We start from the raw sequence: 22,224 nt of genomic DNA, 5'->3' as shown, positions 1-22,224 counted from the left end.
CGCGCTACGCGCGGCGCCGGGCCCAACCAGAGGAGATGTCTCGCCAGAGACATTGACGATGGGCGGGAGTGCTTCCGGATTGGCTCAATCCCCGAGCTTCGCGTGAACTTCGTCCAGATCAATCTCACTGATCGGCAATTTGTTGGCGGGGTTTTCGAAATCATATTTGAACAGCTCAAAATCCTGTTTGTAGATTTCATAGACCAGATGCATCGACAGGTCGTCGAAATAGTCCTCGACCGGATGCGCGCGCTTTGGCCCATGCCCTTCGGATTCGTTGAACCGTGGGATTTCCGGCAGGCTTACGGCATGCGGAGTCTTCAGGTGGTTAAGAACATCCTGCATCCCGTCATTGAACTTTTCCGTCCAAAATATCCGATCGTACCGCCCGCCGTTCACGATAAAAGTCGAAACATGGCCGGACATGGCCGACCAGTGTATGTCGGGGTCCATTGGCCTGCGCCACCGGATCGTGTCGCGGGCAAACAGCAGGAACCGGCGAAAACTGGCAATCTGGTCGAACTCGCCCTTACCGTCCTTGCCGCCCACATCGATCCCATAGTTGTAGATCAGCGTCGGCACCAGATTGCCACGATAGCGTTTCCCGTTTCTCTGAATGCCGCAGATCTTGTCGAAGAATGAGCTGAGAATCCGCGTGTACGGATTCCGCACGCATGTAAAGGCATAGGACTTGTGGTTCTGAACGTTGCCGGTAATCTGATCCCGGCTCCGTTCAAACGCCCACTTATGCAGACCGTCCTGCGCATCATGAATGTCGCCGTCAAAAAACTGTCCATGGTCCGAGAAATACATGATCTGACCAATGGTCGAACAGGCGCATTTTGGCACCACGCGGTACACCATGCTTTCGCTCTCGGTCATCCAGGTGCCGGGAAAACTCATCTGCTGCGCCTCCTGAACGGGTTGTAGACCGAATGGGTCCCCGCCTTTGGTGCCAAAAAACCAAAAATATTCTGTTTATTCAATCGCTCATCCTCAGTATCACGGTTGCAAACGGGCAGAAACGGAATTCGTGAAAGCAAATGGCCAGAATTGCCTATATATTACTGTGCCACAAAGACCCCGAGGCGATCATTGCACAGGCTGGGCAACTTACCGCTGCCGGCGATTGCATGGCGATACATTTTGACGCCCGCGCCAGTGCCGCAGCGTATTCCGAAATTCGGGATGCCTTGAAGGACAATCCGAACGTCACCTTTGCCGCAAGGCGGATCAAATGCGGTTGGGGCGAATGGTCGCTGGTTCAGGCGACTCTGAACGCCCTGACCGCCGCCGTCGAAGCCTTTCCGCGCGCCACGCATTTCTACATGCTGTCCGGCGATTGCATGGCTATCAAAACGGCGGAATATGCCCATGACTTACTCAACGAAACCGACAAAGACTTCATCGAGAGTCACGACTTTTTTGAAAGCAACTGGATCAAGACCGGGATGAAAAGGGACCGGCTGGTCTACAGGCACTATTTCAACGAACGCACTCAAAGCACGTTGTTCTATGTCGCGTACGAGTTGCAAAAACGATTTGGACTGACACGCGACATCCCCGCCGACATTCAGGTTATGATCGGTAGCCAATGGTGGTGCCTGCGCCGTCGGACGGTCGAGATGATCCTGGACTTTCTGCGCCAGCGTCCGGATGTGATCCGCTTTTTTTCGACCACCTGGATTCCGGATGAGACCTTTTTTCAAACTCTCGTGCGCCACTTGATCCCACGCGAAGAAATCGAAAGCCGGACACTCACGTTCCTGATGTTCTCGGATTATGGAATGCCCGTAACATTCTATAATGATCACTACGACCTGCTGCTGGGGCAGGACTACCTGTTTGCTCGCAAGATCAGCCCTGAGGCGCAGGAACTTAAGGATCGACTGGGTAAACTCTATGCGGCAAAAGGGGTTGAATTTCAGATCTCGGACGAGGGTCGCAGTCTCTTTGGCTTTCTGACTGGTCGTGGTCGGGTTGGACGACGCCATGGGCAGCGGTTCTGGGAAGCGGGAAATACGCTGGGTCCCGAACGGGAAATCTATCTGATCGTGTGCAAGAAGTGGCACGTTGCGAAGCGTCTGGTTGATCAGATCGTCTCGGAAACCGAAATTCCCTGCATCGAATACCTGTTCAACGAAGAGGAAACCGCCCTGCCGGATCTAGGCGGAATTGAAAAAACGCTCCTGAAACGATCACGACACAGACGTGCGGTTGTGCGGATGCTGTATGAAAGCTTTCAGTCCGACAAGCTGGCAATATGCGTTGACCCGGCGAGTTTGGATATCATTCAGGATTTCTGCAGCGACCAGGCAAAAACCCGAGTGCTGGAGATCGAGTGCGAATACTCTGACGACTATCTGATCGGTCACGCACGTCGTATTGGGCTGGCCGGAGAGCACAGCCCAACCAAAAACGTAGCCGCCCTGGTGCCCGCTCTGCGCAATTCTATGGCCTATGAATCCGAGTTAATCCGGAGTGCGGGGCTGGACGGGTATCTTCGGATCCGGGAAGCTGGCGCGCGTTCGGAAAACGAATTGGCAATTGCCGCATTCTTAGGTGTTACACCGGAAAAGGCGCAGGCCATAATGCGGCTGGATTACCTGTTCGCCGACTGAGCCGCGAAAACCCGGCGGCATCGCCGGGTTTCAGATTCAGATGTCGAATTTGACGCCCTGCGCCAAAGGTAACTCGGCGGAATAGTTCACCGTGTTGGTCTGGCGACGCATATAGGCTTTCCACGCGTCCGACCCGCTTTCACGCCCCCCTCCGGTTTCTTTCTCGCCGCCAAATGCGCCGCCGATTTCGGCCCCGGACGGCCCGATATTGACGTTGGCGATACCGCAATCTGATCCGGCTGCGGTCAGAAACTGTTCGGCTTCACGCATGTTCAGGGTGAACACACACGAGGACAGACCCTGCGGCACATCGTTTTGCAGTTCTATGGCATCATCAAAATCGTCGTAACCCATCACATAAAGGATTGGCGCGAAGGTCTCGGCCTTGACCGTTGCGGATTGGTCGGGCATCTCGACGATTGCGGGCTGCATATAGACGCCATCTGGCACGCCCTCGGTCACCCGGTTGCCGCCGAAGACTGTTCCGCCTTCGGATTTGGCGGCCTGCAGCGCAGCAGTCATCGCAGCACCCGAAGCCTCATCCACCAACGGGCCAATTAAAGTGCCCTCGGTCAGGGGGTTGCCGATGGGCAACCCGGCATAGGCTTTCTTGAGCCGCTCGACCAGGTCCGCGCGGATTGAGTTATGCACGATCAGACGGCGCAATGTGGTGCAGCGTTGACCCGCCGTGCCGACGGCCGAAAACACAATTGCACGCACGGCCATTTCAAGATCGGCAGACGGGCCAACAATCATTGCGTTGTTGCCACCCAGTTCCAGGATGCACTTACCGAACCGTTGCGCCACGACAGGCGCTACGGCCCGTCCCATCCGGGTAGAGCCGGTGGCCGAGATGATCGGAACGTCTTCGCTGGCAACCAGCGCCTCGCCCAGTGCGGCTCCGCCGATCAGGGTTTGCAACAAATGATCAGGCGCGTCCCCAAATCGCGCCAGCGCACGTTCGAAAATCTTCTGACAGGCCATTGCGGTCAGCGGTGTCTTCTCAGACGGTTTCCAGATGACCGGGTCACCGCAAACCAGCGCGATGGCCGCGTTCCAAGACCAGACCGCGACGGGAAAGTTGAAAGCCGAGATCACGCCAACCGGACCCGCCGGGTGCCAAGTCTCCATCATCCGGTGTCCGGGCCGTTCTGAGGCGATGGTCAGACCATAAAGCTGACGCGACAACCCGACAGCAAAGTCGCAGATATCGATCATCTCCTGAACTTCGCCCAAGCCTTCGGATGTGATCTTTCCGGCCTCCCAACTGACCAAGGCACCAAGATCATCTTTGGCAGCGCGCAGTTCTTCGCCCAGCAGGCGGATCAACTCGCCTCGGCGCGGGGCCGGAACGGTGCGCCATGCCTTGAACGCCGTCTTGGCGTTGGCAAATATTGACGCCATGTCCGATGGGGGTGTCTCATGCACTTCGGCCAGAGTGCTGCCGTCGATGGGCGAGCGTACGACCAAAGTGCCGCCGGACAGCTCGGCCTCTGTCAGGTCCAGATTGGCGAGTGTGGTTTGGGCTGTCATCACGATGTCTTTCATTTCTCAGGCCGCCTTGTTCTGTTCGGTTACGTCACCAGCGCGATAGAGCTGGCCAAATTCGGTGTTCAGGAAGTCGGTCAGATTGACCTGTTCTTGCCGCACAAAGCCGTGCGTCGGCAAAGCACCCGTCCGCATCAGATCAACTGCACCCAGTACGCCCGCTGCGGTGGTGACCTGAATGGCGCTCCAGACCTGACCGTTGATTGTGCGGGCATAGCTTTTATTGATCAGAGATTTCTCGCGCAGGGCACCGTCGATCCGGCCCTTTGCCGTGCAGTAGACAAGAACAACATCCTGATCGGTGCGCGGCAAGGCCGTTTCAAAGATGTCCTTCATCAGATCGCGGCGGCGTTCTAACCCCAGGTCGTTCAGCAAAAGCCGCAGAATGTCGCGATGCCCCGGATATCTGATCGAGCGATAGGACACCGCCCGAGCTTTGCCCTCCAGTGTTTCAGGCAACGTGCCTAGACCTCCGGAGGTGTTGAAACATTCATATTCTACACCGTCATGGCCAATGCGTTCGTAATCCTCAAGCGGCGCGGTTTTGACGCGCTGACCGTTCACAATCGCATCGCACGGGTTACAGTATTCGTTGATCAACCCATCGGTTGACCAGGTCAGGTTGTATTTCAGCGCATTTGTCGGATAGAGCGGCAGAGCACCAACGCGCAGTTGCAGGCTGTCGATTTCATCAAATTCCCGCGCCAGCGCTGCACCGGCAATGCCGACAAAGCCGGGTGCCAAACCACATTGCGGCATGAACGCTGTTTTGCAGTCCTCGGCCAGTTTTCGTACCGCATCTGTGGCCTGAACATCCTCGGTCAGATCAAAGTAATGCGCGCCGACTGTCTTTGCGGCCCTGGCAATGGCCGGGGTCAGAAAGAATGGCGCGGCTGACACGACTGCATCAAAACCTTCCAGGCCGCGGACAAGACTGCGCTCGTCTTTTGCATCGATTTGCCGCGTCGGTATGCCCAGCTTTTTGAACGCGGACAACGCAGAGAGGTCATGATCAGCGACAGTCACCGAATAATGCGGTGATGCCTTCAACATCACGGCGATCATCTGGCCAATCTTTCCAGCCCCAACCACACATATTTCCCAGCTCATTCTGCGCCTCCAAACTCTGTTTTCTTCAGTATGGAGAGCAAATTGTTCGACGCGCAGGGCATATCATGACGAAACGCCGGACATTTTCGTCATATCGTCGGATATCTTGCCATTATGTCGGAACCAATGCGCTGAGGCGCGTCGACGGGCTGAGCTTCGATCACCGCATCACAAAAGGATCGGGAATGGGATCATCGCTGGTGCGCAACCAGACCGATTTGACCCGGGTATAGTCCAGAACCGCCTGTAACCCGCCTTCGCGCCCATGGCCGGACAGTCCAAAGCCACCGAACGGTGCGATGGGGCTGACCGCGCGGTAGGTGTTCACCCACACAATTCCGGCGCGAATTTTGCGGATCATGCGGTGGGCGCGGGTCAGGTTTTGCGTAAACACACCAGATGCCAGACCAAAGGCCGTATCATTGGCGATACGAATGGCTTCGGACTCGTCGTCAAATGAGACGACGGACAAAACCGGTCCAAAGAACTCGGATGTCAGGCAAGGGGCGTCGGGTGCATCGGAACAGTCCAGGATAGTGGGCGGAAAGTAGAACCCCTCGCCCGACAGAACCGAGCCACCCGTGACGACCTTTGCCCCATTCTCGACTGACCGACGGATGAGGTCCACGGCATGATCACGCTGACGCAAAGTGCACAGGGGTCCGACCTCGGTTTCCATATCGCCGGGCGGGCCGATAACGACGCCCTCGGCTTTGTCTTTCAGTCGTTGTAGAAACTCATCCTTGATCGAAGCTTGCACGACCAGACGTGAGCCCGCCACGCAGCTTTGTCCGGTGGCGGCGAAAATTCCCGAAACCTGCGCGTTGACCGCGCTTTCCAGATCGGCGTCCTCAAAAACTATGAACGGGGATTTGCCGCCCAGTTCCAGCGACGTGGACGCCAAATTCTCGGCCGAGTTTCGCACCACATGACGCGCCGTTTCCGGTCCACCGGTAAAGGCGACATGGTCAATATCCGGATGAGACGTCAGTGCCGAGCCGATGTCCGGGCCCCCTGTCAGAACGCTCAGAACTCCTTTTGGAAATCCGGCCTGATCGAACAGCCTGGCGAATTCCAGCATAGGGGCCGGGGCGTCTTCGGAGGCTTTCAGAACGACCGTGCATCCCGCGGCCAGCGCAGGCGCGATTTTGACAGCAGACAAAAACAGCTGAGAGTTCCACGGCACGATCGCCGCGACCACGCCCACAGGCTCGCGCCGCAACCAGACCTCCATGTCCGGTTTGTCGATTGGCAGATGCGCGCCTTCGATCTTGTCGGCAAGGCCCGCGAAATACCGATAGTATTCAGCGACATAAGCGATCTGCGCGCTTGTCTCGCGAATGATCTTACCGGTGTCGCGGGTTTCGATCTCGGCAAGTCGCAGCGCGTGTTCCGTGATCAAGTCCGCAAGACGCATCAGCAGCTTGCCACGGTTTGTCGCCGTCATCTCCGCCCATTCCGGAGCCTCGAATGCAAACCCAGCGGCCGCGACAGCCCTGTTCACGTCGCTTATGTCAGCCTTGGCCATTTGCGCCCAGACTTTGCCCGTCGCAGGATCAATGCTGTCGATCCGGCCAGCGCCATCAGCAAACTCACCGGCGATGTAATGTTGAAAAAGCTGCATCGTTGCGCCTCCGGTTGCACTATTGAAAGGCTGGCATGACCTCGGCAATGAACCGTTCCAGCGACGCCCTCTTACGCTCGAAACTCATCGAGCTGTCGATCCAAAACGAATATTCGTCGTAGCCCAGCGCTTCGTAAGATTTCAATCGTTCGATCACTTTATCAGGTGTCGCAATGACCAGATCACGTTCCAGCGCTTGCGGTGAATAGAACGGATGCGCGGCGATTTCCTCGTCGCTCAGCGGAGCCATCAGACCCTGACTTATCTCGCGTTTGTTCATGAACCAAGCACCGAAATAGTTGTAAAACCGGTTTAACTCGACCGCTGCATCCTTCGCGTCCTCGTCACTATGCGCAACATAGGTGTGCATCAGCAACATAATGTCTGGCCGAGGCACCTGAGGAAACTTTTCGCATGCGTCATTGAATTTTGACATCAAGTCCCGCACCTCATCATCGCCGTTCCACAAGGGCGTTACCTGCACATTGCATCGGTTACTGACGGCAAATTCATGACTGTTGGGATCGCGGGCCGCAATCCAGATCGGCGGACCGGATGGCTGCAGCGGTTGGGGAACTGATGTCGTTCGGGGAAATGTGTGAAATTCACCCTCGTGTTCGTAATCCCCGTCCCACAAGGCCTGAACCGCCGGAACCAACTCGCGCATCCGCTGACCAGCCTCCCATGCGTCCATGCCGGGCATCAGGCGTTCGTATTCGTATGAATATGCACCGCGCGCGATGCCCAACTCCAGCCGGCCATCGGTGATGATATCGGTCATCGCAGCCTCTCCGGCCAACCGGATCGGGTGCCAGAACGGAGCTATGATAGTGCCGGTTCCAAGGCGCACGTTCTTGGTATGCCGGGCAATATCGACCAGATTCAGGAACGGGTTGGGCGCGATGGTGAAGTTCATTCCGTGATGCTCGCCCGTCCAGATCGCGCGCATTCCACCTGCATCCGCGATTCTACAAAGCTCGACAAATTCGTCGTATAGCTGCTTTTGATCCTGCTCCGGGTCAATGCGCTCCATATGCACAAAAAGCGAAAACTCCATCTCTCAATCCCTTTTTGCAACCGGTCTTACGTTGCCGCTGATTTCACTGCCCAGGTAGACACCAAAGTTTCCCATCCGACTTTCTTCAGCAAATCGTTCCAGCATTGCGCACATCGCCGGGTCGCTGATGTCTGTCAGGGTCGCCTCGGTCAGTTCGGTGAAAACCCCTTGTCGCGATGATTGATCTTCGGCCTGGCACAGGAACGAGAAATGCTGCGTCTGGCGCGCCTCATCTTCATAGACGGAATATACAAATCCTGGGGCCGCTGTTGTTTCTGTCCTAGCGATAAGCTGCTGCAGCGCTTGTGTCACGCCATCCCGCCCAACACGGGCCTCAGGCAAAGTTACGTGGCCGTGGCCGTCATCGACCAGCAGGATTTTGCCCCGGTATTCGATCAGAGCTGACACCAGTATGTCCTTTCGGGTGGTCATAGCCTCAGCCTCGACCGCAGGCGTGACATAGGCCCCTCGCGCATAGCCCAGACCGGGCTGCGTCGAATTTGCGAATGCTTCGACTTTGCCGATCAGGATAAGATGATCCCCCGCATCCACAGTTTGGTGCGTCGCGCAATCGAACCAGGCTGACACGTCGTCAAGGACGGGTGCGCCATTGGGGCCGGGCGTCCAACTGACAGTCGCAAACCGATCTTCCACGGGTCGGGCGAACGTGTTTGACACATCCTTTTGCGCATCGCTCAGAACGTTCACTGCAAAACCCGTGCTGCGCGAAAACGTATCGTAATTGCCCGAGGTTTTGGCGATGCAAATCAGGATCAACGGCGGGTCCAGCGACACGGAGGTAAAGGAATTCGCCGTAAACCCCACCGGCCCACCCGCATTGTCCAGCGTCGTTACCACTGTCACGCCAGTGAGGAACGTGCCGAAGGCGTCGCGTAGGGCACGAGGATCAATTCCGGTCATGGCTCGAAACTTTCAATTGCGCACCCAGTTCGTTTGCGACCAGCCAATCGACCAATATCTCGGTCACGCGATCCGCAGCCGTTAAACACATCATATGCCCGTGGCCTTTGACGACTATGGCTTTCCCATGTCGAACTTCGCTTGCCATCGTGTGTGACATTGCGGGTGTTGAGTTTCGATCCAACTCGCCCGTTACAGCCAGAAACGGGCAAGCGATCTTTGGGTATTCTTCCGCGTAAGTCTCGTCACCCTCGGCAAAGGCCGCATATGCTGTAGCGTAACCGCCGATGTCGACCTCGGACAACCATTGGGCGGTTTTTGCGCGCGCTTCCTGATAGCTGGCGCGGTTTGGGAACCAACGGTTCAACGGTGTTTCAATGTCAAACGAACCCGTACCGATGGACTTCGCACGTTGAATAACGGCATCTCGTGCCAATGGATCCCGACGGTACACGCCGTTTAACAGAGCAACTCCCTCGGTCCGCTCCGGCCAGGTCGCGCCAAATCCGCTTGCGATCAGCGCGCCCATCGAATGGCCCACCAATATGACACGTTCGATTTGCATTGCGTCCAGAACCTCTGCGAGCCAATCCACGAAGGCTGGTAATGCGGCGTCTTGCGATAGCGGAGAACTTGCGCCGTGCCCCGGCAAATCAAGGGCAACAACAGTTTGGGAATTCGCGAGTGTTTTGGCCTGAGCATCCCACGCGGCAGATTGAAGACCGACACCGTGGAGCAATATGATCGGCGCGGACGCCCCCGGATGCTCCGGCCCGCCGATCCAGTAGGACACTTGCTTTGCTGGGTCAGACAGCAGCAGGGTTTTCAATGTCATGGCCCAGCTCTTTCAGATCTTGGTAGCGATCGCCGATGCGGTGATGCGGTCGGCCACCAATCGAAGCGCCCAGCGCCACGACGATCTCATCCGGCGCTGGCGCGTCGGCGATCTGAACCTGAATGGTCAGATAGTGGCTGCGGCGGCCCCCATCGTTTTTGTCCATAAGCGGAATATGGATCGGAGCGTTTGCCGGCCCTCTTGTGTTCGTGAATGCAAGATAGGACTTGGCCCCCACTGCTTCGCGAAAGAAGTTACCGAACCGCAATGTGTGGATCAGCGCCGAGCCATGCTCAACTTCGCCATTCACGCCGACAACCGCTGATTTTCCGTACCCTTCGATCCGGTCCCCACCGCCCGCGGCATCTATCACCATTTCGGTCAGCGTCTGCCCAAGTCCGGGCGCGCAGTCCAAAATACCGGGCTTGAGGTCATCGACAAATTCTTGCCCCGCCCACGGGTTTCGCAAAACGGCCAGCGCGGCAATCATTTTCAACGGACGCTCTGCAAATTTGCCGCCTTCGATCAGGGTATCTTCAACGTGCAGCAGAGTTTTTCGGATTTCGGCAGGCACTGGTATCTCCGGTAGCTGATTCCACTCGTAATATGGTATACCATATGACAAGAAGTCAATCATACTTGAATTGGAAGTCCTTCTTTTGCTACTCCTTCGAAGATGAACACGCCCGCCCTTACCAAAGTGTCTCACACCCCGGTCACGCTCCGCGATATCGTGCAGGATCAGCTGCGCGACGCGATTATCGACGGGCGTTTCAAGCCCGGAGAACGTTTGGTCGAGCGTCCGCTGTGCGAGCAACTTGGCGTCAGTCGCACCGTTGTGCGCGAAACGATCCGTTACTTGGAAGCTGAAGGTCTGGTGGAAATTCTGCCCGGCCGTGGTCCGATCGTATCCCGCATGAGCTGGGAAGACGCGCGGCAAATCTATGAAATACGCCGCGCACTGGAAATCGCAGCAGCTCGTGCATGCGCAGCGGGCCTTACCGATGACATTAGAACCAAATTGAACGTGGCGTATGACGCGCTTGAAGCCGCCTTTGCTGACAAGGTTCCCGGTGTTTTGTTCCGCGCGTCAGCCCAGTTTTATGCCGAGATCTTTCGTGGCGCCGGTAACACCATAGCGCTCGAAGTGGTCCAAAGATTGAATGGGCGGATCAGCAGGCTTCGGATGATGACTTTGGCGCACACTGATCGAGCTCAACCAGGCATCAAGCACATGCAAGCCATACGGAACGCAATCCTTTCAGGGGATGCCGACATCGCCGAATTGGCCGTCTCGCGACATTTGGACGATACTACTCAAGTCGCTGAAAAGCTGCTTGCCAGCGAATCCAGTACGGATTGAAACCGTTTACGTCGGTCCAATCTCATTCAGCAATGCAAAAACAGGCCTGAGCTTCATCAACTCGGCCGTGGTTCGCTTTACCAGATGCGGGGATGTCACAAACCCAGCGTCACCGATATCGAGCCAGGCCGAGAATCCTTTTCGCCGCAGCGCCTCTTGATTGGGGTGATCTTTGTCATACCCAGATGGAACCCGCTTGAGCTGCGGTTCGGAAATCCGGACGCCTGCAGCGGCCATTTCCTGAGATAGCTTTGTCAACGTGGCACCCTTTGGCCCGGCCATTTCATCTCGAAAAACCGGCAGCGTCTCTTTGTCGTACTGAAACACACCGCACCCCAGCGACAGCTTCTCTGGTGACAAACCAAAAAACCACATGGGCGGTTGGGCCGCTTTGCTTTCCGGGGCAAAAGAGACATGAACATGCGCGTTGTAAGGCCGTTTATCGGTGGAAAACCGAACATCGCGGTTGATCCGATAGATATTGCCACCATGCGCTTGTCCGGTCGCGTCTTTCAATGCGTCGCACATGGCGGTCAAAAACAGCTTGGTCGGAGCTTTGATTTCCGCCTCAAAAGTTCCCTTGTTTTGCGCGAACCATTCCCGGTTGTTGTTGTCTTTAAGTTCGGTCAGAAAACGCAGCGCCTCGGGTGAGAAGTGGGCGAAACTGGTCATGTTTCCCTCCATTCAGGATTTCGCAGGCAGCGCAGCGGCATGTTCAAGACACATCTGGTGCCACCTGCGCAACGCGGTGTCATCGCAATCTGTATCGACAACGTGCACAAAGCCGCCCAGTTTTCGCGTCCCGTGAATAACTGGCAAGGCGGTCGGATAAGCCAGAGCGTCCGCTTCTCGGTCCTTGCCGACGCGAAACATGAAACGGGCTATGCCGTCTTTGTCCCGTCGCGCGCCGCTCAGCATGTTTCCGTTCAGGAAAAAGCAGATCCCGCCCATCATGCGTTTCTCGGATATTCCCGCATGCCCCTCGAGAGTAAGGCGCATGCGGTTGGCCAATGCTTCATCAATCGGCATCAGGAGGCCTCGAATAGGCGCCACAGCACGGCGACGGCCAGCACCGCCATCGTGGCTGTCGTCAAAGCAGCCCCAAGCGCGCGGCCTTTGGTGTCCACGCCTGCGCGAAGGCTGAAATAGTGCAGCACACGCGCCAACAACAGAACAACACCGCACCCGGCCACGATCCAAGCCGAGACCCCAACCACCTCTGCCGCCGCCAAGATCAGCAGCGCCAGCGGCACGTATTCGATGAAATTGCCATGTGCGCGTATGCGGCGAAGCAAGTCATCATCATCGCCATGTAGCAACGAAATGCCGGTCGCGGTGCGGCGCAAGCCAACCGAAATCGCCATCGGGATGCTCATGAGAACGAAAATCGCCGTCAGGCCAATCGCAATATATGGAATGTCTTCCATTGGTCGCCTCCCTTCCCGATCAATTCTGTGCCGCCATGCTCTCATAAGTGATCAATGCAAATCGCGCGCCCTGCGGATCGGTCAACGTGGCCACCCGCCCGACGCCCGGCATATCGACACACGGTTGCAATACTGTGGCACCACGTTCCGTTGCAGCCGCGACGCTGGCATCAACATCCGGAACCGTGAAAAAGATAGTCCAACTGCCGCTGTCCTCGGGCACGGGTGAGAACCCGCCGATCGCTGTTTCTCCGACCATCGCAGCCGAATAGCTTGATCCATCCTGCATCGGCATGTCGTTGATCGACCAACCCAGAACATCTTTGTAAAAAGCCTTGGCCTTCCCCTGATCGGGGCCGGAATGTCCGATCCAGCCGGAATTCCCAACGGTTGTCATCTCAAGAATACTCATCTTCATCTCCTTTGGCTCAACCCGCAGCATGCGGGTACGATCAAAGGACGCACGAGACTGGGGCAGACCTACAGCCGCGACAATTCTTTTTTGCAGATTTCAATTTTTTCATTAACCACAACACTTTCCGGGTCTGTCACGCCCAGGGAAAGTACGGTTTCGTATGCCAACAGGGCGGCCTTGTAGTCCCCCGTCTCTGACAGCAGGCCACCCCGCAATGCATGAAACCAGCGATAATTGGACAGCTTGTCTTCCAGCGCGCGCAGAGCTGTCAGCGCATGCTCCGGGCCCTTCGTCTTGGCTTGCGCGGCAATCAAGTTCAGCCGGATCACGGGTGTTGGTTGCAATCTGTAGAGTGCTGCGTAGTGGGCCTCGATCGCGCCCCAATTGGTTTGAGACGGTATACGCGCCCGCGCGTGTTCGAACGCAATCGCCGCCTGCATGAGGTAGGGACCGTGGTGATTGATCCGCTGCGCTTTTTGCAGCAAAGCAGCCCCCTCGGCAATGTCCTGACCGTTCCAAAGCGTGCGGTCCTGCTGGTCAAGCGGCACAAGCTGCCCAAAGCTGTCCTGCCGGGCCTCCCGCCGCGCGTGTTGCAAAAGCATCAGGGACAACAGGGCGATCTGCTCGCCCATCGCTGGAAAAAGCTCAACCAGCACGCGGGACAAACGGATTGCTTCTTCGCACAGGGTCAGTTTGATCTGGGTTTCCCCGCCTGAGGCTGACCATCCCTCATTGAACATCAGGTAGATCATCGCGGACACTTCGCCCAACCGGGTACCACGCTCCTGCGGGCTGGGTGTTTCGAACGCGACCGGATTCGAGGCTATCTTTTTCTTGGCACGCGTAATCCGCTGCTCCATGGCCTTGGGCTTGACCAGAAAACCGCGTGCAATTTCCCCGACACTCAGCCCCGCGACGATCTTCAAGGCCAGCGCAATCTGATCACGCTGTTCCAAGGCCGGGTGACAACAAATGAACAATAGCCGCAATACATCGTCGCGCAGTTCATCAGGGTCCAGAGGTATTTCAGCCATCGGTTCAAACTCCGGGCTGTGTCGTACTAAAATGGCCTGCTGCCGTTGCGCCTTGCGCACTCGGTCCAGCCCGGCGTTTCGGGCAGTGGCAAGCAACCAGCCCAATGGATCACGCGGTGCGCCATCTGTTGGCCAGGCGTTCAAGGCCTTGAGGCAGGCGTCAGAAAAGGCGTCTTCGGCAACATCAATGTCGCGGAAATACCGCGTCAGGGCAGCCAGCGCTCGCGGCCTATGAAGGCTAAAAGTGGCTTCTAGCCATTCCGACACTGGGTCAATCCAGCGACATCGTGCCACCAGCCCAAGCAGCAGGGCGCACTTCCAGCCGAGCCACCGGCGATGAAATCATCTTGGCATATTCCAATGCCTCTTCCAGATCACTGAACTCGGCAGCATAAAGCCCCAGAAAACTCTCTTTGGTTTCGGCAAACGGTCCGTCCACGACCAAAGGAGGCTGATCGACCGTCAATGCCGGATCGATCGTCACAGCGGCACTGGGCGGCATCAGCTTGATCGAGATAAAGTCACCACGCGCCCGCAGCGCCGCCTGCAATGCGACGTGGCCTTCCATCAATTCGTTTTGGCGCGCTTCGGGCAAGGCATCGAACACGCCGGCCTCTCCGTAAATGGAAATCACGTAAATCATTGATCATCTCCGAGTCAGTTGTCCCATGCTGCAAGGACGCGCCAAATTAGGCAAACCCGACAATTGGGCTGGTCAAAGATCAATTATGTTGGATCGGGCGGTGACGCCTGTGCCGATGATCAGATCACCTTTGACAGTCTACTTACGGGCGCGACATCAATTCCGCGATGACCAAACGGCGGAAACACACAAAGATGAGCGCACCAAAGATCGCATCAAATGCGGCAAACCAAAGAAACGGTCCCCCGTGCGTGACAAAGGTCAGCACCATCAGCAGGCGTCCCAGCACGGCTATGACATTCGGATAACGCTGATGAACCGGATCGAGCGCGCCGGGAATTTGCATGACGGTGACGAAAATCAGTGTTGCACCCCAGACCGAAGGCCATGGGTTTTCCGCACCGGCCGGCAGACCGACAACGCCCAGAGAAAAGGCCGGAAAAAACAGAAACAGCGCCCCGATGACCAGCTGAAGACCCAACGCCAGTCCGAACACGCGGCGGTGCGTTTTGATCCTCTCATCAGCTTGGGCTCGGGTCCAACTGACGGACAGTGTATCGGTCATGTCGCGCCTCCTTCCTTAGAACGTTTTGAGGTATTCGAGCAGGTCCGCCTTTTGCGCATTGCTCAGTTGGGTTCCGTAGACGTGGCCCGAATTCGAGTTCCCGGGCTGCGTCGTATCAAAGCAGAACGCGCCGTTATCCTCGCACGTCGGCGAGACGAACCCACCGTTTTGCATGTCGATCACATCTGAACGGCGTTTAAACTTAACGGGTCGGTCGTCGGGGGCCTTTAGTAAGTCCGCCAGAGTCGGAACGGAGCCGTTGTGCAGATATGGACCGCGCAACCACAGCCCGTCCAAAGGCATGTTCGCATAGCCATCCGTCTTTTGAAAATGCCGGAACGCATGGCGCGAGTCGGCGAACAACTCATCCAACTGCCGCCGCTGGAATTCGGTCGTGTAGCTGTCGAGCCTGGCCCGATCTGTTCCGACAGCGTCCACCGGCATCACCGTTCCTAGCTGATCTCCGGAAAACTCGTATCCCGTTTCGGTCTGACGGCCATGACAATCCAGGCAGTAAACCGCATAAAGCTCCGCCCCACGCGCCGCCGATTCAGCTTCCACTGGAATCGGGCTTTGTGGCGCAGGCAAATCAGTCAGCCACGCGGCAACCCGTTCTATGCGCGCGTGATCTGCTGTATCCGGCGTGACGCCGGCACCCAGAGCGGCTGACAAGTTACGCTCGGCAAGCGAGTGGTTGTTGCCGTCCCAATGCAATTGCATTCCGTCGCGCGGACCTTGCAGGAAAATGGACGGAAAATCAGATGCGCCGATAACCTCCTGCGGGGTCAGCGCATCCGCATCCATGTCAAATTCCAGAACCTTATACGGGTTGAACGTGTCGACGCGCCCCGGTCCCCATTCCGGCTGTCGCGCCAAAAGGGGCTGCAACGCATTGCGGGTTGCAAGCAACTCTTCCCGTATGCGCGGAACCACGGCGAGCCGCCAGAACAGGCGTTTGATCGGCCCCAGTCGATTGCCACTTTCGTCAATGGCCTCAAACAATTGTTCAGCGGCGAGCTTTGGGCTTGTCGATGCGTCCAACAGGAATTCTATGAAGGCATGGAATTGAAGGTTGTTTGACGGCATCCCCGGCACGATCACGGGATCGGCACCTTCGGTTTCGCGATACGTGCCTGCGTGGCAGACAGCGCAGTTGAACCAGACAAGTGTCAGGCCAAGTTGATCCCGACGGGATATGCCGATGGGCAGATCACTGCGGCCTTTTTCATCTTCCTGATACAGAAATCCAAAGGCTTCATAAGTTGTTTTACCATCAAATGCGTCCGGAAAGAGGTACGGTAGCGCTTGCCAGACTTCGTAGGGCAGGCCGCTGGACGTTTCCGATCCTATTGATCCGTGTAAAAAATGCTGCGTGTCGTCCTTGAAATGTTCGGGGCCTGCGCGCAACAAAGCCAGCAACAGCCAACAGGCCGCGACCAATGCCAGCAACCCGGCCAAGGCGACAAGGGCCACGAGAATGGTCAAAGGTAGCCGCCTGCGGCGCCGGTCCTGCAGGGCCATTTCGACAAAAGTGACGGGTTCGTTCTTCATTCCGCCGCCTCCGGAATCGGAGTCGGAATCTGCAGAACTGGTTTGGTCTCATAGATCGACATCAGTTCCTCGATCATCGCATCGCGGCTTTCGAACCTGTCTTCCTCGTAACAGCCCATCGGGTGTTTTGGCGCATTGCACAGGCATTTGTTGCATCGCGTGCAAGGTTTTGGGGGCTCGTCCCGGCCCGCGGCCCAGTGCTTTATCAGGTCATTATTGGCCACCAGCGCGCGTGCGATCGACACACCGTCGCACCCACCCGAAGTGATTGCGTCCCGCACCACCCGAGCATTCTGATACCCGCCGGTATTGATGACCGGAATACTGACGGCCTGTTTGATCGCGCGGCATTCTTCCAGACTGATCCCCTCATCCGCTCGGCCTTTCTTCAGCCTGAACCACAGCCACAGGAACAGGGGGCGCAACATAGGGAACCGAAAAAACAGAAAGTTCCGGAACCCATTTGTCCCCGACGCGATCATAGCGTCATAGGTCACGGCCAGAACTTCTAGCGGCAGATCACCGGGCGGGTTCATCGGATGCGGAAACATCGATCCGGTTGAGATATGCAAGGCATCAACCCCGGCCGCTTCGCACCATTGCGCAACCTGAACAGTGTCCGACAATGTGTTGCCGCGACCTTCCCATGGAATGACGTTGTTATGATCGACAGCAGACAGCTTGACCTGAAGATGAAAGTCACGCCCGACCTTGTCGCGGATGGCTTCGATCACTTCCAGCAAGAACCGCGCGCGGTTGCGCAATGAACCACCGTAAAGATCAGTCCGGTCGTTGATTGCTGAGCTCAGAAATTGCGTGAACAAATATCCGTTTGCGGCATGCAGCTCGACACCATCCAATCCCGCCTCGCGCGCCCGCCAGGCGGCCTGGGCGAAATCGGCGACCATCTCCCTCACCTCGGCGGTGCTCATGGCGCGGGTGGGGAAACCGTGCAAGGTCTCATACGCGTTTGTCGGGCTTGGCGTTGGACGATGTTGATTGTGAATTCCCGGCAAATCCATCTGCCGCCCTGAATGCGACAGCTGGATTATGTATTTAGACCCGTTGGCGCGCACCGCTTCGCCCAGTTTCTGCCAAAGCGGAATGAACTCGTCTGTATGAATGGTGGCGTAACCTGCAATGATCCGTCCATCCATGCGCACCGGGACGTAGGATGAAATCACCGCGCCAACGCCGCCGCGTGCAAACTTGCACTCCCAATTGATCCGAGTCTGTGTCAGCGCGCCGTTTTCCGCATCGAAACGGCCCGAAATGTTCGATCTGAAGACCCGGTTCTCAACCTCAAGGTTCCGAAACTTCAGCGGGGTGAAGATTACGTCATTGTCCATCAAGCGTCCCCCGCCTGTCTCCAGATCTCTGCCAATAGCGCCAGAACCCATTTTTCTGCGGGACAATGACTCCAGCTTTCGCTGAGGAAAGCTGGCTCGGGATTCATTCCCACGCTTGCAGCCGCACGCGTATTCATCGCCACCAGAGTGCCAGGGCGAAGGCGTCCACCAATCGAGTCGCAATGCCGTTTGGCAACCCGCATGACGGTGCGCGGTGCCGCGACCGCGCGCAGGGCCGCCTGCTGTGGGTTCAGACGCGTCCTGAGTGACTCGTCCGCCCAGTCGTCGCGCAACCGATCAAGGCCAAGTGCCAGATTGTGCACCGCGATGCCGGTTCCATGAACGGCACCGAGACTGTCGTTTGACGCGCGGCCCAACGTCTGTTGGGCCTTCCTGAGTGATCCTGCAAAGAACCGAACCAACCTTTGGATAGGGTTGGACGACCGAAGGTGCGTTTCGATGGCCAACGCTGCCTCCCACGTCTCGTCAGCGGCGGTGTAGCTTGCGTCGAAAACCCGTCCCGTGATCTGCTGGGCAAGAACACCAGCGCTGCCGGTCTGACCTCCGCGCACATAGGCCACAATTTGCGCCATCGTGTCCGTGTCCCAATTTCCGGGCACAAAAATCTCGGAAAGGTCCTTGGAAAATGCGGCCCGTTTCGCATCACCTCGCATCATTGCACTTGGCAGCGCCGCACCGTCCAGCGACAGCGCGGTTTTCACCCGCCGCGACAACACCCTGTTTGCGACTGGCCCGCCCAAGTCGAAATCTCGGTCCAGCGCCGAATGGTCAGCGAGTTGACGGATTTCCTCGACATCATCGGTCAATATCAAATCTGCAAGCAGCGGGATGCGAATGTGACGGGCCACGGCTCAGGTCCCCGCGATTTGCCACGGGAAGAACGGATTTCGCGCATCCCCCATTGCCTCGGCCAGATCAGGACAGTGACGACGAACCACGTCCTTGAACCCGTTTTCCGCAACCCACCGGAACCCTGCTTCGGTATAAATCTCGGGCCGGAAATCATCGGTATAGAACCGGTCACTTTTCAACCGGCGTGAGGCCATCAGAATAAAGATGCGAAATGCCGTATCAGAAAAACCGAACCGCGGCGGTTGGTTCTTCGACTTTGCCTCGGCCAGTGTACCGACCAACAGATCGACCTTGTCGACCGTGCCATAGACATCGCGCAACGCGGCCTGCCAATCGGTGTCGTCGGTGATATCCTCGAACGTGTCCGGTCTGGTTGCGCCAATCGCTTCACGAAAGTCAGCGTATCGGGGAACGCCACGCTCGCGATCTCGCAATACATCCACGGCGGCCAAATCGATAAAGATGTTCGCTTCGACCTTTTTGTCCAACCGTCGCAGCGTTTCCGGGAAGTTATTCAGAACCAATGCGCCAGGGTTCTCTGTCGCCAGGGAATACAACACGTCGTCAAAGCTTAGCTCATCATAGAGCTTTCGGGCACCGGGACCTGACACTTCGGTAAGTCCGGCTTCGCGCAGCAGTGCGTTATCAATTCGGCTGCGAAAACTGAAACGATCCGGCATCAATGAATGTAGCCGATAGACCGAGCCGAACTCTTCGGTCATCGCATACGGGCTGCCGTGATGGTCTTGCGGCGAGCCAGGAATGCCCGACAAAACCTCACTGTCCGAGACCCGGCCCAGAGCATTGAATACGGTTTCGCCCATCAGGCCCCAGTAATTGCCGCGCATCGCCATTCTGCCTTCGGGGCTGTCCATCAAGGCAGGCGTCCACTCGACAGTGTGGATCTTGGCCATTAGCGCTGCATTCACAAGGCGCGCCTTGTGAAACAGCCAATCTTCGCTTTCGTCCGGATGATCTATACGAAGGCGGGCAACGATCGCATTGTGCTCACGGGCGAAAAGCGTGTGCAGAACCGACAGCCCCGTCCACCAGTTTCCATTGACCCCAGCCAACTCCTGGCCCTTGCGTTTCGCTCGCTTGTCCACCGGCAAGAGGCCGTTTTCCAACGTGATCTCTGCAGACGTTGGCTGACCTTTAAGCTTGGCGGTTCGAACAAATCGCAGACGTTCTTCCGTCGAACCATAAACCTGCGACCCATCCCACCAGCTTGTTTCGACATTGCGAAATGTCGGAGGCCGGTTGGCATCTGCGTCATTCAAGTCCCGGTCCGGCATGGTGCGCCGCACGGTCATCTTACCGCCCGGCCAGTCGTCACCTTCCGGCAACGGGATATCAAGCGGTTCCGCATCCGGGTCGTTGGAACCATGGCTCAACCAGTCATGAACCATGAATTGAATCCATGCGGCCGCCAGCACGTTCAGGTGTGGTACAGGAACAAATTCGTTCCGCTTCAGAAGTTTCTCGCTCACCAGCCGGGGACTTGGATCCATCAGGTCTTTTTCTGACGGCGGATACGTGTCCTTCATCGGCACGTTGCGTCCAAATCTTGTGCCCGTTGCCCCCATACGCGGCTCGGCAAGGTCATTGAATCGCCCGTCCGGCGTGCGCCAGCCGATGATGTCGAAATCCTCTGGACGATCGCTGTCCAAGGGCGCGGTTTCGGTATCAATCAGATTGTTGTTTCGCATGTTCACGCGGTGGCCGAGAATAATCGCTAGCGCAGGAAGAAACGGCCAAGCGTGCCAAACCCTAAATCTTTGAGAAAGCAGGGCGAATCTGCCAAGCAGAGTATCCATAAATCTTTCGAACACCGGGAATGCCCTCAAGGAAGAAAATGTGACAATAATCAAACAATTGATTGTGCATATCACAAATCCTGCGCCATTGACAGGTCAGGTGTTCCTGGCAGTCAGAGACTTATTGGGAAGACCGCGCAAGACCTGTTGCCTGACGAGGTTTGCTCGTTAAGTAAACTGGACGCGTCGCGGTTTCCTGACAATCGTGAGAACATTATTGGCTATCGCGGCCCGTGTTACGAATGCTTCCCTTGGGCGGCTGCCGCAGCGCGATGGCCATTTTCAATGCCCAGATCACCAGATCGCGCTTCATTCGGTTCGAAGTGACCCAACCGATCACATGACGTGAATGCAACCGCTATGACAACTCAGCGGTGGAAGCCTTCTTCAAAACGATTAAGACAGAGCTGATTTGGCCAAGGTAGTGGCAGGTATGGCGAGATACTGAACTGGCCATCTTCCAGTACATCAACGGGTTTTACAATCCGCGGCGTCGCCATGCAGCGTTGGACTGGAAAAGCCTGGTCGCATTCGAACGGAAAGTGGCCTAAATCATCAATGCGGCGCTGTATGTGGCGCTCATGACCTGTTGAGCGCAAACCGACACGACTTTACTCATGTTCTGAATTTTTGCGGAAAACTGAGAGCCAGGAAATTCTGACTTTTTCAACACTATCGGCTCTCTACGGCTATTCGCTGCCTTTCGTATCATCGGCTGCTCGCAGCCCAAAGCGGACCCACATCCATAGTTGAGCCTAGCAAAACGGACATCCAAGTGCCAGACAGCGCCAAAGCGTGAGCGACACGAGGGCATTGCAGTGTTCATCTTTGCTGAGCAGAGCAGACATCGCTTCGCTAAGGGAGGTTGCCTCCTTAAACGACGCAGAGACGCCACCAACAGGCCTAAGATCGCTCATTATCAGTGCTACGTGCCCAGCCCACCCACTTAGCGTGGGTACATAGCCTAAAACAGCGCGCGCGATCTCGTCGTTTGTGAGACGTTGCGCTGCCTTGTCCCGCCCACGTGGAAGCTGTCCGTACCCGCGAAGGCTTTCAAATCGTTTTAGGGTTTCACCGTATGAATGCGGTTCGGAAAGTTCGCGATGAAGAAGAATTGATAGGTTCTTTGCATACATGGTTACCGCTTAGATTGACTCAGACCTCTCATCAAGCTCGGAAAGGCGAGACAGATGTCTGAGCCCGTCCCTCTTGTTCTTCTTTATAAAGACTGGCCCCATTCGTGGATTGTTGTCCGAGATTCGACTGCTGCCCAATGACGGACGACTTACCATAGAACTCGTTGGAGAGTTGGCGGGTCTTTTGGCGCTCGGCACAAAGCAGAACGCCCGCAGCGTTTGTGCTACGGGCGGTTCTGTGACGCTGGTTGCGGGAGTAGGATTTGAACCTACGACCTTCAGGTTATGAGCCTGACGAGCTACCGGGCTGCTCCATCCCGCGACAGGGTCGGAAA

General features: G+C 56.7%; 21 protein-coding genes, 1 tRNA gene and 2 pseudogenes. 3 read left to right on the top strand and 21 right to left on the bottom strand.

Going from position 1 to position 22,224, the window contains the following annotated elements; translation table 11 throughout:
- Window positions 1-84 precede the first annotated feature (84 nt).
- Window positions 85-903 carry a sulfotransferase family protein gene (locus tag ACR0CR_RS20090; protein WP_480602629.1) on the bottom strand — a complete coding sequence of 273 codons (819 nt, stop codon included), beginning with the start codon at window positions 901-903 and terminating at the stop codon, window positions 85-87.
- Between the two features lie 140 nt (window positions 904-1,043).
- On the opposite strand from ACR0CR_RS20090, the gene ACR0CR_RS20085 reads away from it, so the two are divergent.
- The gene (locus tag ACR0CR_RS20085; protein WP_480602627.1) at window positions 1,044-2,621 is read left to right on the top strand and encodes a DUF5928 domain-containing protein; all 1,578 of its coding nucleotides are present in this window, start codon (window positions 1,044-1,046) and stop codon (window positions 2,619-2,621) included.
- 36 nt (window positions 2,622-2,657) lie between these two features.
- Here ACR0CR_RS20085 and amaB read toward each other — a convergent pair whose 3' ends face one another.
- From amaB to ACR0CR_RS20050, 7 genes are all read right to left on the bottom strand, one after another.
- Window positions 2,658-4,154: an L-piperidine-6-carboxylate dehydrogenase gene (gene amaB, locus ACR0CR_RS20080; protein ID WP_480602626.1), complete on the bottom strand. Its 1,497-nt coding sequence runs from the start codon at window positions 4,152-4,154 to the stop codon at window positions 2,658-2,660.
- Between the two features lie 18 nt (window positions 4,155-4,172).
- Window positions 4,173-5,279 (bottom strand): saccharopine dehydrogenase family protein, encoded by a 1,107-nt coding sequence (locus ACR0CR_RS20075; protein WP_480602624.1) that lies wholly within the window; start codon window positions 5,277-5,279, stop codon window positions 4,173-4,175.
- Window positions 5,280-5,439: 160 nt separating this feature from the next.
- The gene (locus ACR0CR_RS20070) at window positions 5,440-6,903 is read right to left on the bottom strand and encodes an aldehyde dehydrogenase (protein ID WP_480602622.1); all 1,464 of its coding nucleotides are present in this window, start codon (window positions 6,901-6,903) and stop codon (window positions 5,440-5,442) included.
- A 19-nt stretch (window positions 6,904-6,922) separates the two neighbouring features.
- The gene (locus ACR0CR_RS20065) at window positions 6,923-7,960 is read right to left on the bottom strand and encodes an LLM class flavin-dependent oxidoreductase (protein WP_480602620.1); all 1,038 of its coding nucleotides are present in this window, start codon (window positions 7,958-7,960) and stop codon (window positions 6,923-6,925) included.
- A 3-nt stretch (window positions 7,961-7,963) separates the two neighbouring features.
- Window positions 7,964-8,881 carry a flavin reductase family protein gene (locus ACR0CR_RS20060; protein ID WP_480602617.1) on the bottom strand — a complete coding sequence of 306 codons (918 nt, stop codon included), beginning with the start codon at window positions 8,879-8,881 and terminating at the stop codon, window positions 7,964-7,966.
- Window positions 8,868-9,716, bottom strand: a complete 849-nt coding sequence (locus tag ACR0CR_RS20055; protein WP_480602614.1) for an alpha/beta fold hydrolase — start codon at window positions 9,714-9,716, stop codon at window positions 8,868-8,870. The genes ACR0CR_RS20060 and ACR0CR_RS20055 overlap by 14 nt, the downstream gene beginning before the upstream one ends.
- Window positions 9,688-10,290, bottom strand: a complete 603-nt coding sequence (locus ACR0CR_RS20050; protein WP_480602610.1) for an amino acid synthesis family protein — start codon at window positions 10,288-10,290, stop codon at window positions 9,688-9,690. Before ACR0CR_RS20050 ends, ACR0CR_RS20055 begins: the two co-directional genes overlap by 29 nt.
- Window positions 10,291-10,392: 102 nt before the next feature.
- On the opposite strand from ACR0CR_RS20050, the gene ACR0CR_RS20045 reads away from it, so the two are divergent.
- Window positions 10,393-11,079, top strand: a complete 687-nt coding sequence (locus ACR0CR_RS20045) for a GntR family transcriptional regulator (RefSeq protein ID WP_480602607.1) — start codon at window positions 10,393-10,395, stop codon at window positions 11,077-11,079.
- A 6-nt stretch (window positions 11,080-11,085) separates the two neighbouring features.
- Here the strand turns inward: ACR0CR_RS20045 and ACR0CR_RS20040 are convergent, their stop codons facing one another.
- From ACR0CR_RS20040 to ACR0CR_RS19985, 12 genes and pseudogenes are all read right to left on the bottom strand, one after another.
- A complete protein-coding gene (locus ACR0CR_RS20040) occupies window positions 11,086-11,751 on the bottom strand; it encodes a DUF2461 domain-containing protein (RefSeq protein ID WP_480602605.1) in 666 nt (221 codons plus the stop codon).
- Between the two features lie 12 nt (window positions 11,752-11,763).
- Window positions 11,764-12,108 (bottom strand): TfoX/Sxy family protein, encoded by a 345-nt coding sequence (locus ACR0CR_RS20035; protein ID WP_480602602.1) that lies wholly within the window; start codon window positions 12,106-12,108, stop codon window positions 11,764-11,766.
- Complete coding sequence (locus ACR0CR_RS20030; RefSeq protein WP_480602598.1) at window positions 12,108-12,506, bottom strand: MAPEG family protein; 399 nt, start codon at window positions 12,504-12,506, stop codon at window positions 12,108-12,110. The genes ACR0CR_RS20035 and ACR0CR_RS20030 overlap by 1 nt, the downstream gene beginning before the upstream one ends.
- A 19-nt stretch (window positions 12,507-12,525) precedes the next feature.
- Entirely contained in the window at window positions 12,526-12,918 is a 393-nt protein-coding gene (locus ACR0CR_RS20025; RefSeq protein WP_480602595.1) for a VOC family protein, read from the bottom strand.
- 68 nt (window positions 12,919-12,986) lie between these two features.
- A complete protein-coding gene (locus ACR0CR_RS20020) occupies window positions 12,987-14,222 on the bottom strand; it encodes an RNA polymerase sigma factor (protein WP_480602592.1) in 1,236 nt (411 codons plus the stop codon).
- A gap of 4 nt (window positions 14,223-14,226) precedes the next feature.
- Window positions 14,227-14,598 carry a YciI family protein gene (locus ACR0CR_RS20015; protein WP_480602590.1) on the bottom strand — a complete coding sequence of 124 codons (372 nt, stop codon included), beginning with the start codon at window positions 14,596-14,598 and terminating at the stop codon, window positions 14,227-14,229.
- Between the two features lie 142 nt (window positions 14,599-14,740).
- Window positions 14,741-15,163 (bottom strand): hypothetical protein, encoded by a 423-nt coding sequence (locus ACR0CR_RS20010; RefSeq protein WP_480602588.1) that lies wholly within the window; start codon window positions 15,161-15,163, stop codon window positions 14,741-14,743.
- A gap of 15 nt (window positions 15,164-15,178) precedes the next feature.
- Window positions 15,179-16,714: a c-type cytochrome gene (locus ACR0CR_RS20005; RefSeq protein WP_480602585.1), complete on the bottom strand. Its 1,536-nt coding sequence runs from the start codon at window positions 16,712-16,714 to the stop codon at window positions 15,179-15,181.
- Complete coding sequence (locus ACR0CR_RS20000; RefSeq protein WP_480602584.1) at window positions 16,711-18,063, bottom strand: NADH:flavin oxidoreductase; 1,353 nt, start codon at window positions 18,061-18,063, stop codon at window positions 16,711-16,713. The genes ACR0CR_RS20005 and ACR0CR_RS20000 overlap by 4 nt, the downstream gene beginning before the upstream one ends.
- Window positions 18,063-18,932: a hypothetical protein gene (locus tag ACR0CR_RS19995; RefSeq protein WP_480602581.1), complete on the bottom strand. Its 870-nt coding sequence runs from the start codon at window positions 18,930-18,932 to the stop codon at window positions 18,063-18,065. Before ACR0CR_RS19995 ends, ACR0CR_RS20000 begins: the two co-directional genes overlap by 1 nt.
- 3 nt (window positions 18,933-18,935) lie before the next feature.
- A complete protein-coding gene (locus ACR0CR_RS19990; protein WP_480602579.1) occupies window positions 18,936-20,645 on the bottom strand; it encodes a peroxidase family protein in 1,710 nt (569 codons plus the stop codon).
- 325 nt (window positions 20,646-20,970) lie between these two features.
- Window positions 20,971-21,108: pseudogene (locus tag ACR0CR_RS19985) on the bottom strand (IS3 family transposase); the annotation flags it as partial.
- Between ACR0CR_RS19985 and ACR0CR_RS19980 the strand changes: the two are divergent.
- A pseudogene (locus tag ACR0CR_RS19980) lies at window positions 21,107-21,304 on the top strand (IS3 family transposase); the annotation flags it as partial. The pseudogenes ACR0CR_RS19985 and ACR0CR_RS19980 overlap by 2 nt on opposite strands.
- Window positions 21,305-22,134: 830 nt before the next feature.
- Here the strand turns inward: ACR0CR_RS19980 and ACR0CR_RS19975 are convergent.
- Window positions 22,135-22,211, bottom strand: a tRNA-Met gene (locus tag ACR0CR_RS19975).
- Window positions 22,212-22,224: the final 13 nt, after the last annotated feature.

Source organism: Ruegeria sp. AM2 (genome assembly GCF_056540685.1).
The sequence above is the reverse complement of the archived record's forward strand: the minus strand, read 5'-3'. Positions and strand labels throughout refer to the sequence as shown.

Coding starts and splice junctions, on each gene's coding strand:
- ACR0CR_RS20090 (WP_480602629.1), bottom strand. CDS start 903: ATGAGTTTTCCCGGCACCTGGATGACCGAGAGCGAAAGCATGGTGTAC.
- ACR0CR_RS20085 (WP_480602627.1), top strand. CDS start 1,044: ATGGCCAGAATTGCCTATATATTACTGTGCCACAAAGACCCCGAGGCG.
- amaB (WP_480602626.1), bottom strand. CDS start 4,154: ATGACAGCCCAAACCACACTCGCCAATCTGGACCTGACAGAGGCCGAG.
- ACR0CR_RS20075 (WP_480602624.1), bottom strand. CDS start 5,279: ATGAGCTGGGAAATATGTGTGGTTGGGGCTGGAAAGATTGGCCAGATG.
- ACR0CR_RS20070 (WP_480602622.1), bottom strand. CDS start 6,903: ATGCAGCTTTTTCAACATTACATCGCCGGTGAGTTTGCTGATGGCGCT.
- ACR0CR_RS20065 (WP_480602620.1), bottom strand. CDS start 7,960: ATGGAGTTTTCGCTTTTTGTGCATATGGAGCGCATTGACCCGGAGCAG.
- ACR0CR_RS20060 (WP_480602617.1), bottom strand. CDS start 8,881: ATGACCGGAATTGATCCTCGTGCCCTACGCGACGCCTTCGGCACGTTC.
- ACR0CR_RS20055 (WP_480602614.1), bottom strand. CDS start 9,716: ATGACATTGAAAACCCTGCTGCTGTCTGACCCAGCAAAGCAAGTGTCC.
- ACR0CR_RS20045 (WP_480602607.1), top strand. CDS start 10,393: ATGAACACGCCCGCCCTTACCAAAGTGTCTCACACCCCGGTCACGCTC.
- ACR0CR_RS20040 (WP_480602605.1), bottom strand. CDS start 11,751: ATGACCAGTTTCGCCCACTTCTCACCCGAGGCGCTGCGTTTTCTGACC.
- ACR0CR_RS20035 (WP_480602602.1), bottom strand. CDS start 12,108: ATGCCGATTGATGAAGCATTGGCCAACCGCATGCGCCTTACTCTCGAG.
- ACR0CR_RS20030 (WP_480602598.1), bottom strand. CDS start 12,506: ATGGAAGACATTCCATATATTGCGATTGGCCTGACGGCGATTTTCGTT.
- ACR0CR_RS20025 (WP_480602595.1), bottom strand. CDS start 12,918: ATGAGTATTCTTGAGATGACAACCGTTGGGAATTCCGGCTGGATCGGA.
- ACR0CR_RS20015 (WP_480602590.1), bottom strand. CDS start 14,598: ATGATTTACGTGATTTCCATTTACGGAGAGGCCGGCGTGTTCGATGCC.
- ACR0CR_RS20010 (WP_480602588.1), bottom strand. CDS start 15,163: ATGACCGATACACTGTCCGTCAGTTGGACCCGAGCCCAAGCTGATGAG.
- ACR0CR_RS20005 (WP_480602585.1), bottom strand. CDS start 16,714: ATGAAGAACGAACCCGTCACTTTTGTCGAAATGGCCCTGCAGGACCGG.
- ACR0CR_RS20000 (WP_480602584.1), bottom strand. CDS start 18,063: ATGGACAATGACGTAATCTTCACCCCGCTGAAGTTTCGGAACCTTGAG.
- ACR0CR_RS19990 (WP_480602579.1), bottom strand. CDS start 20,645: ATGCGAAACAACAATCTGATTGATACCGAAACCGCGCCCTTGGACAGC.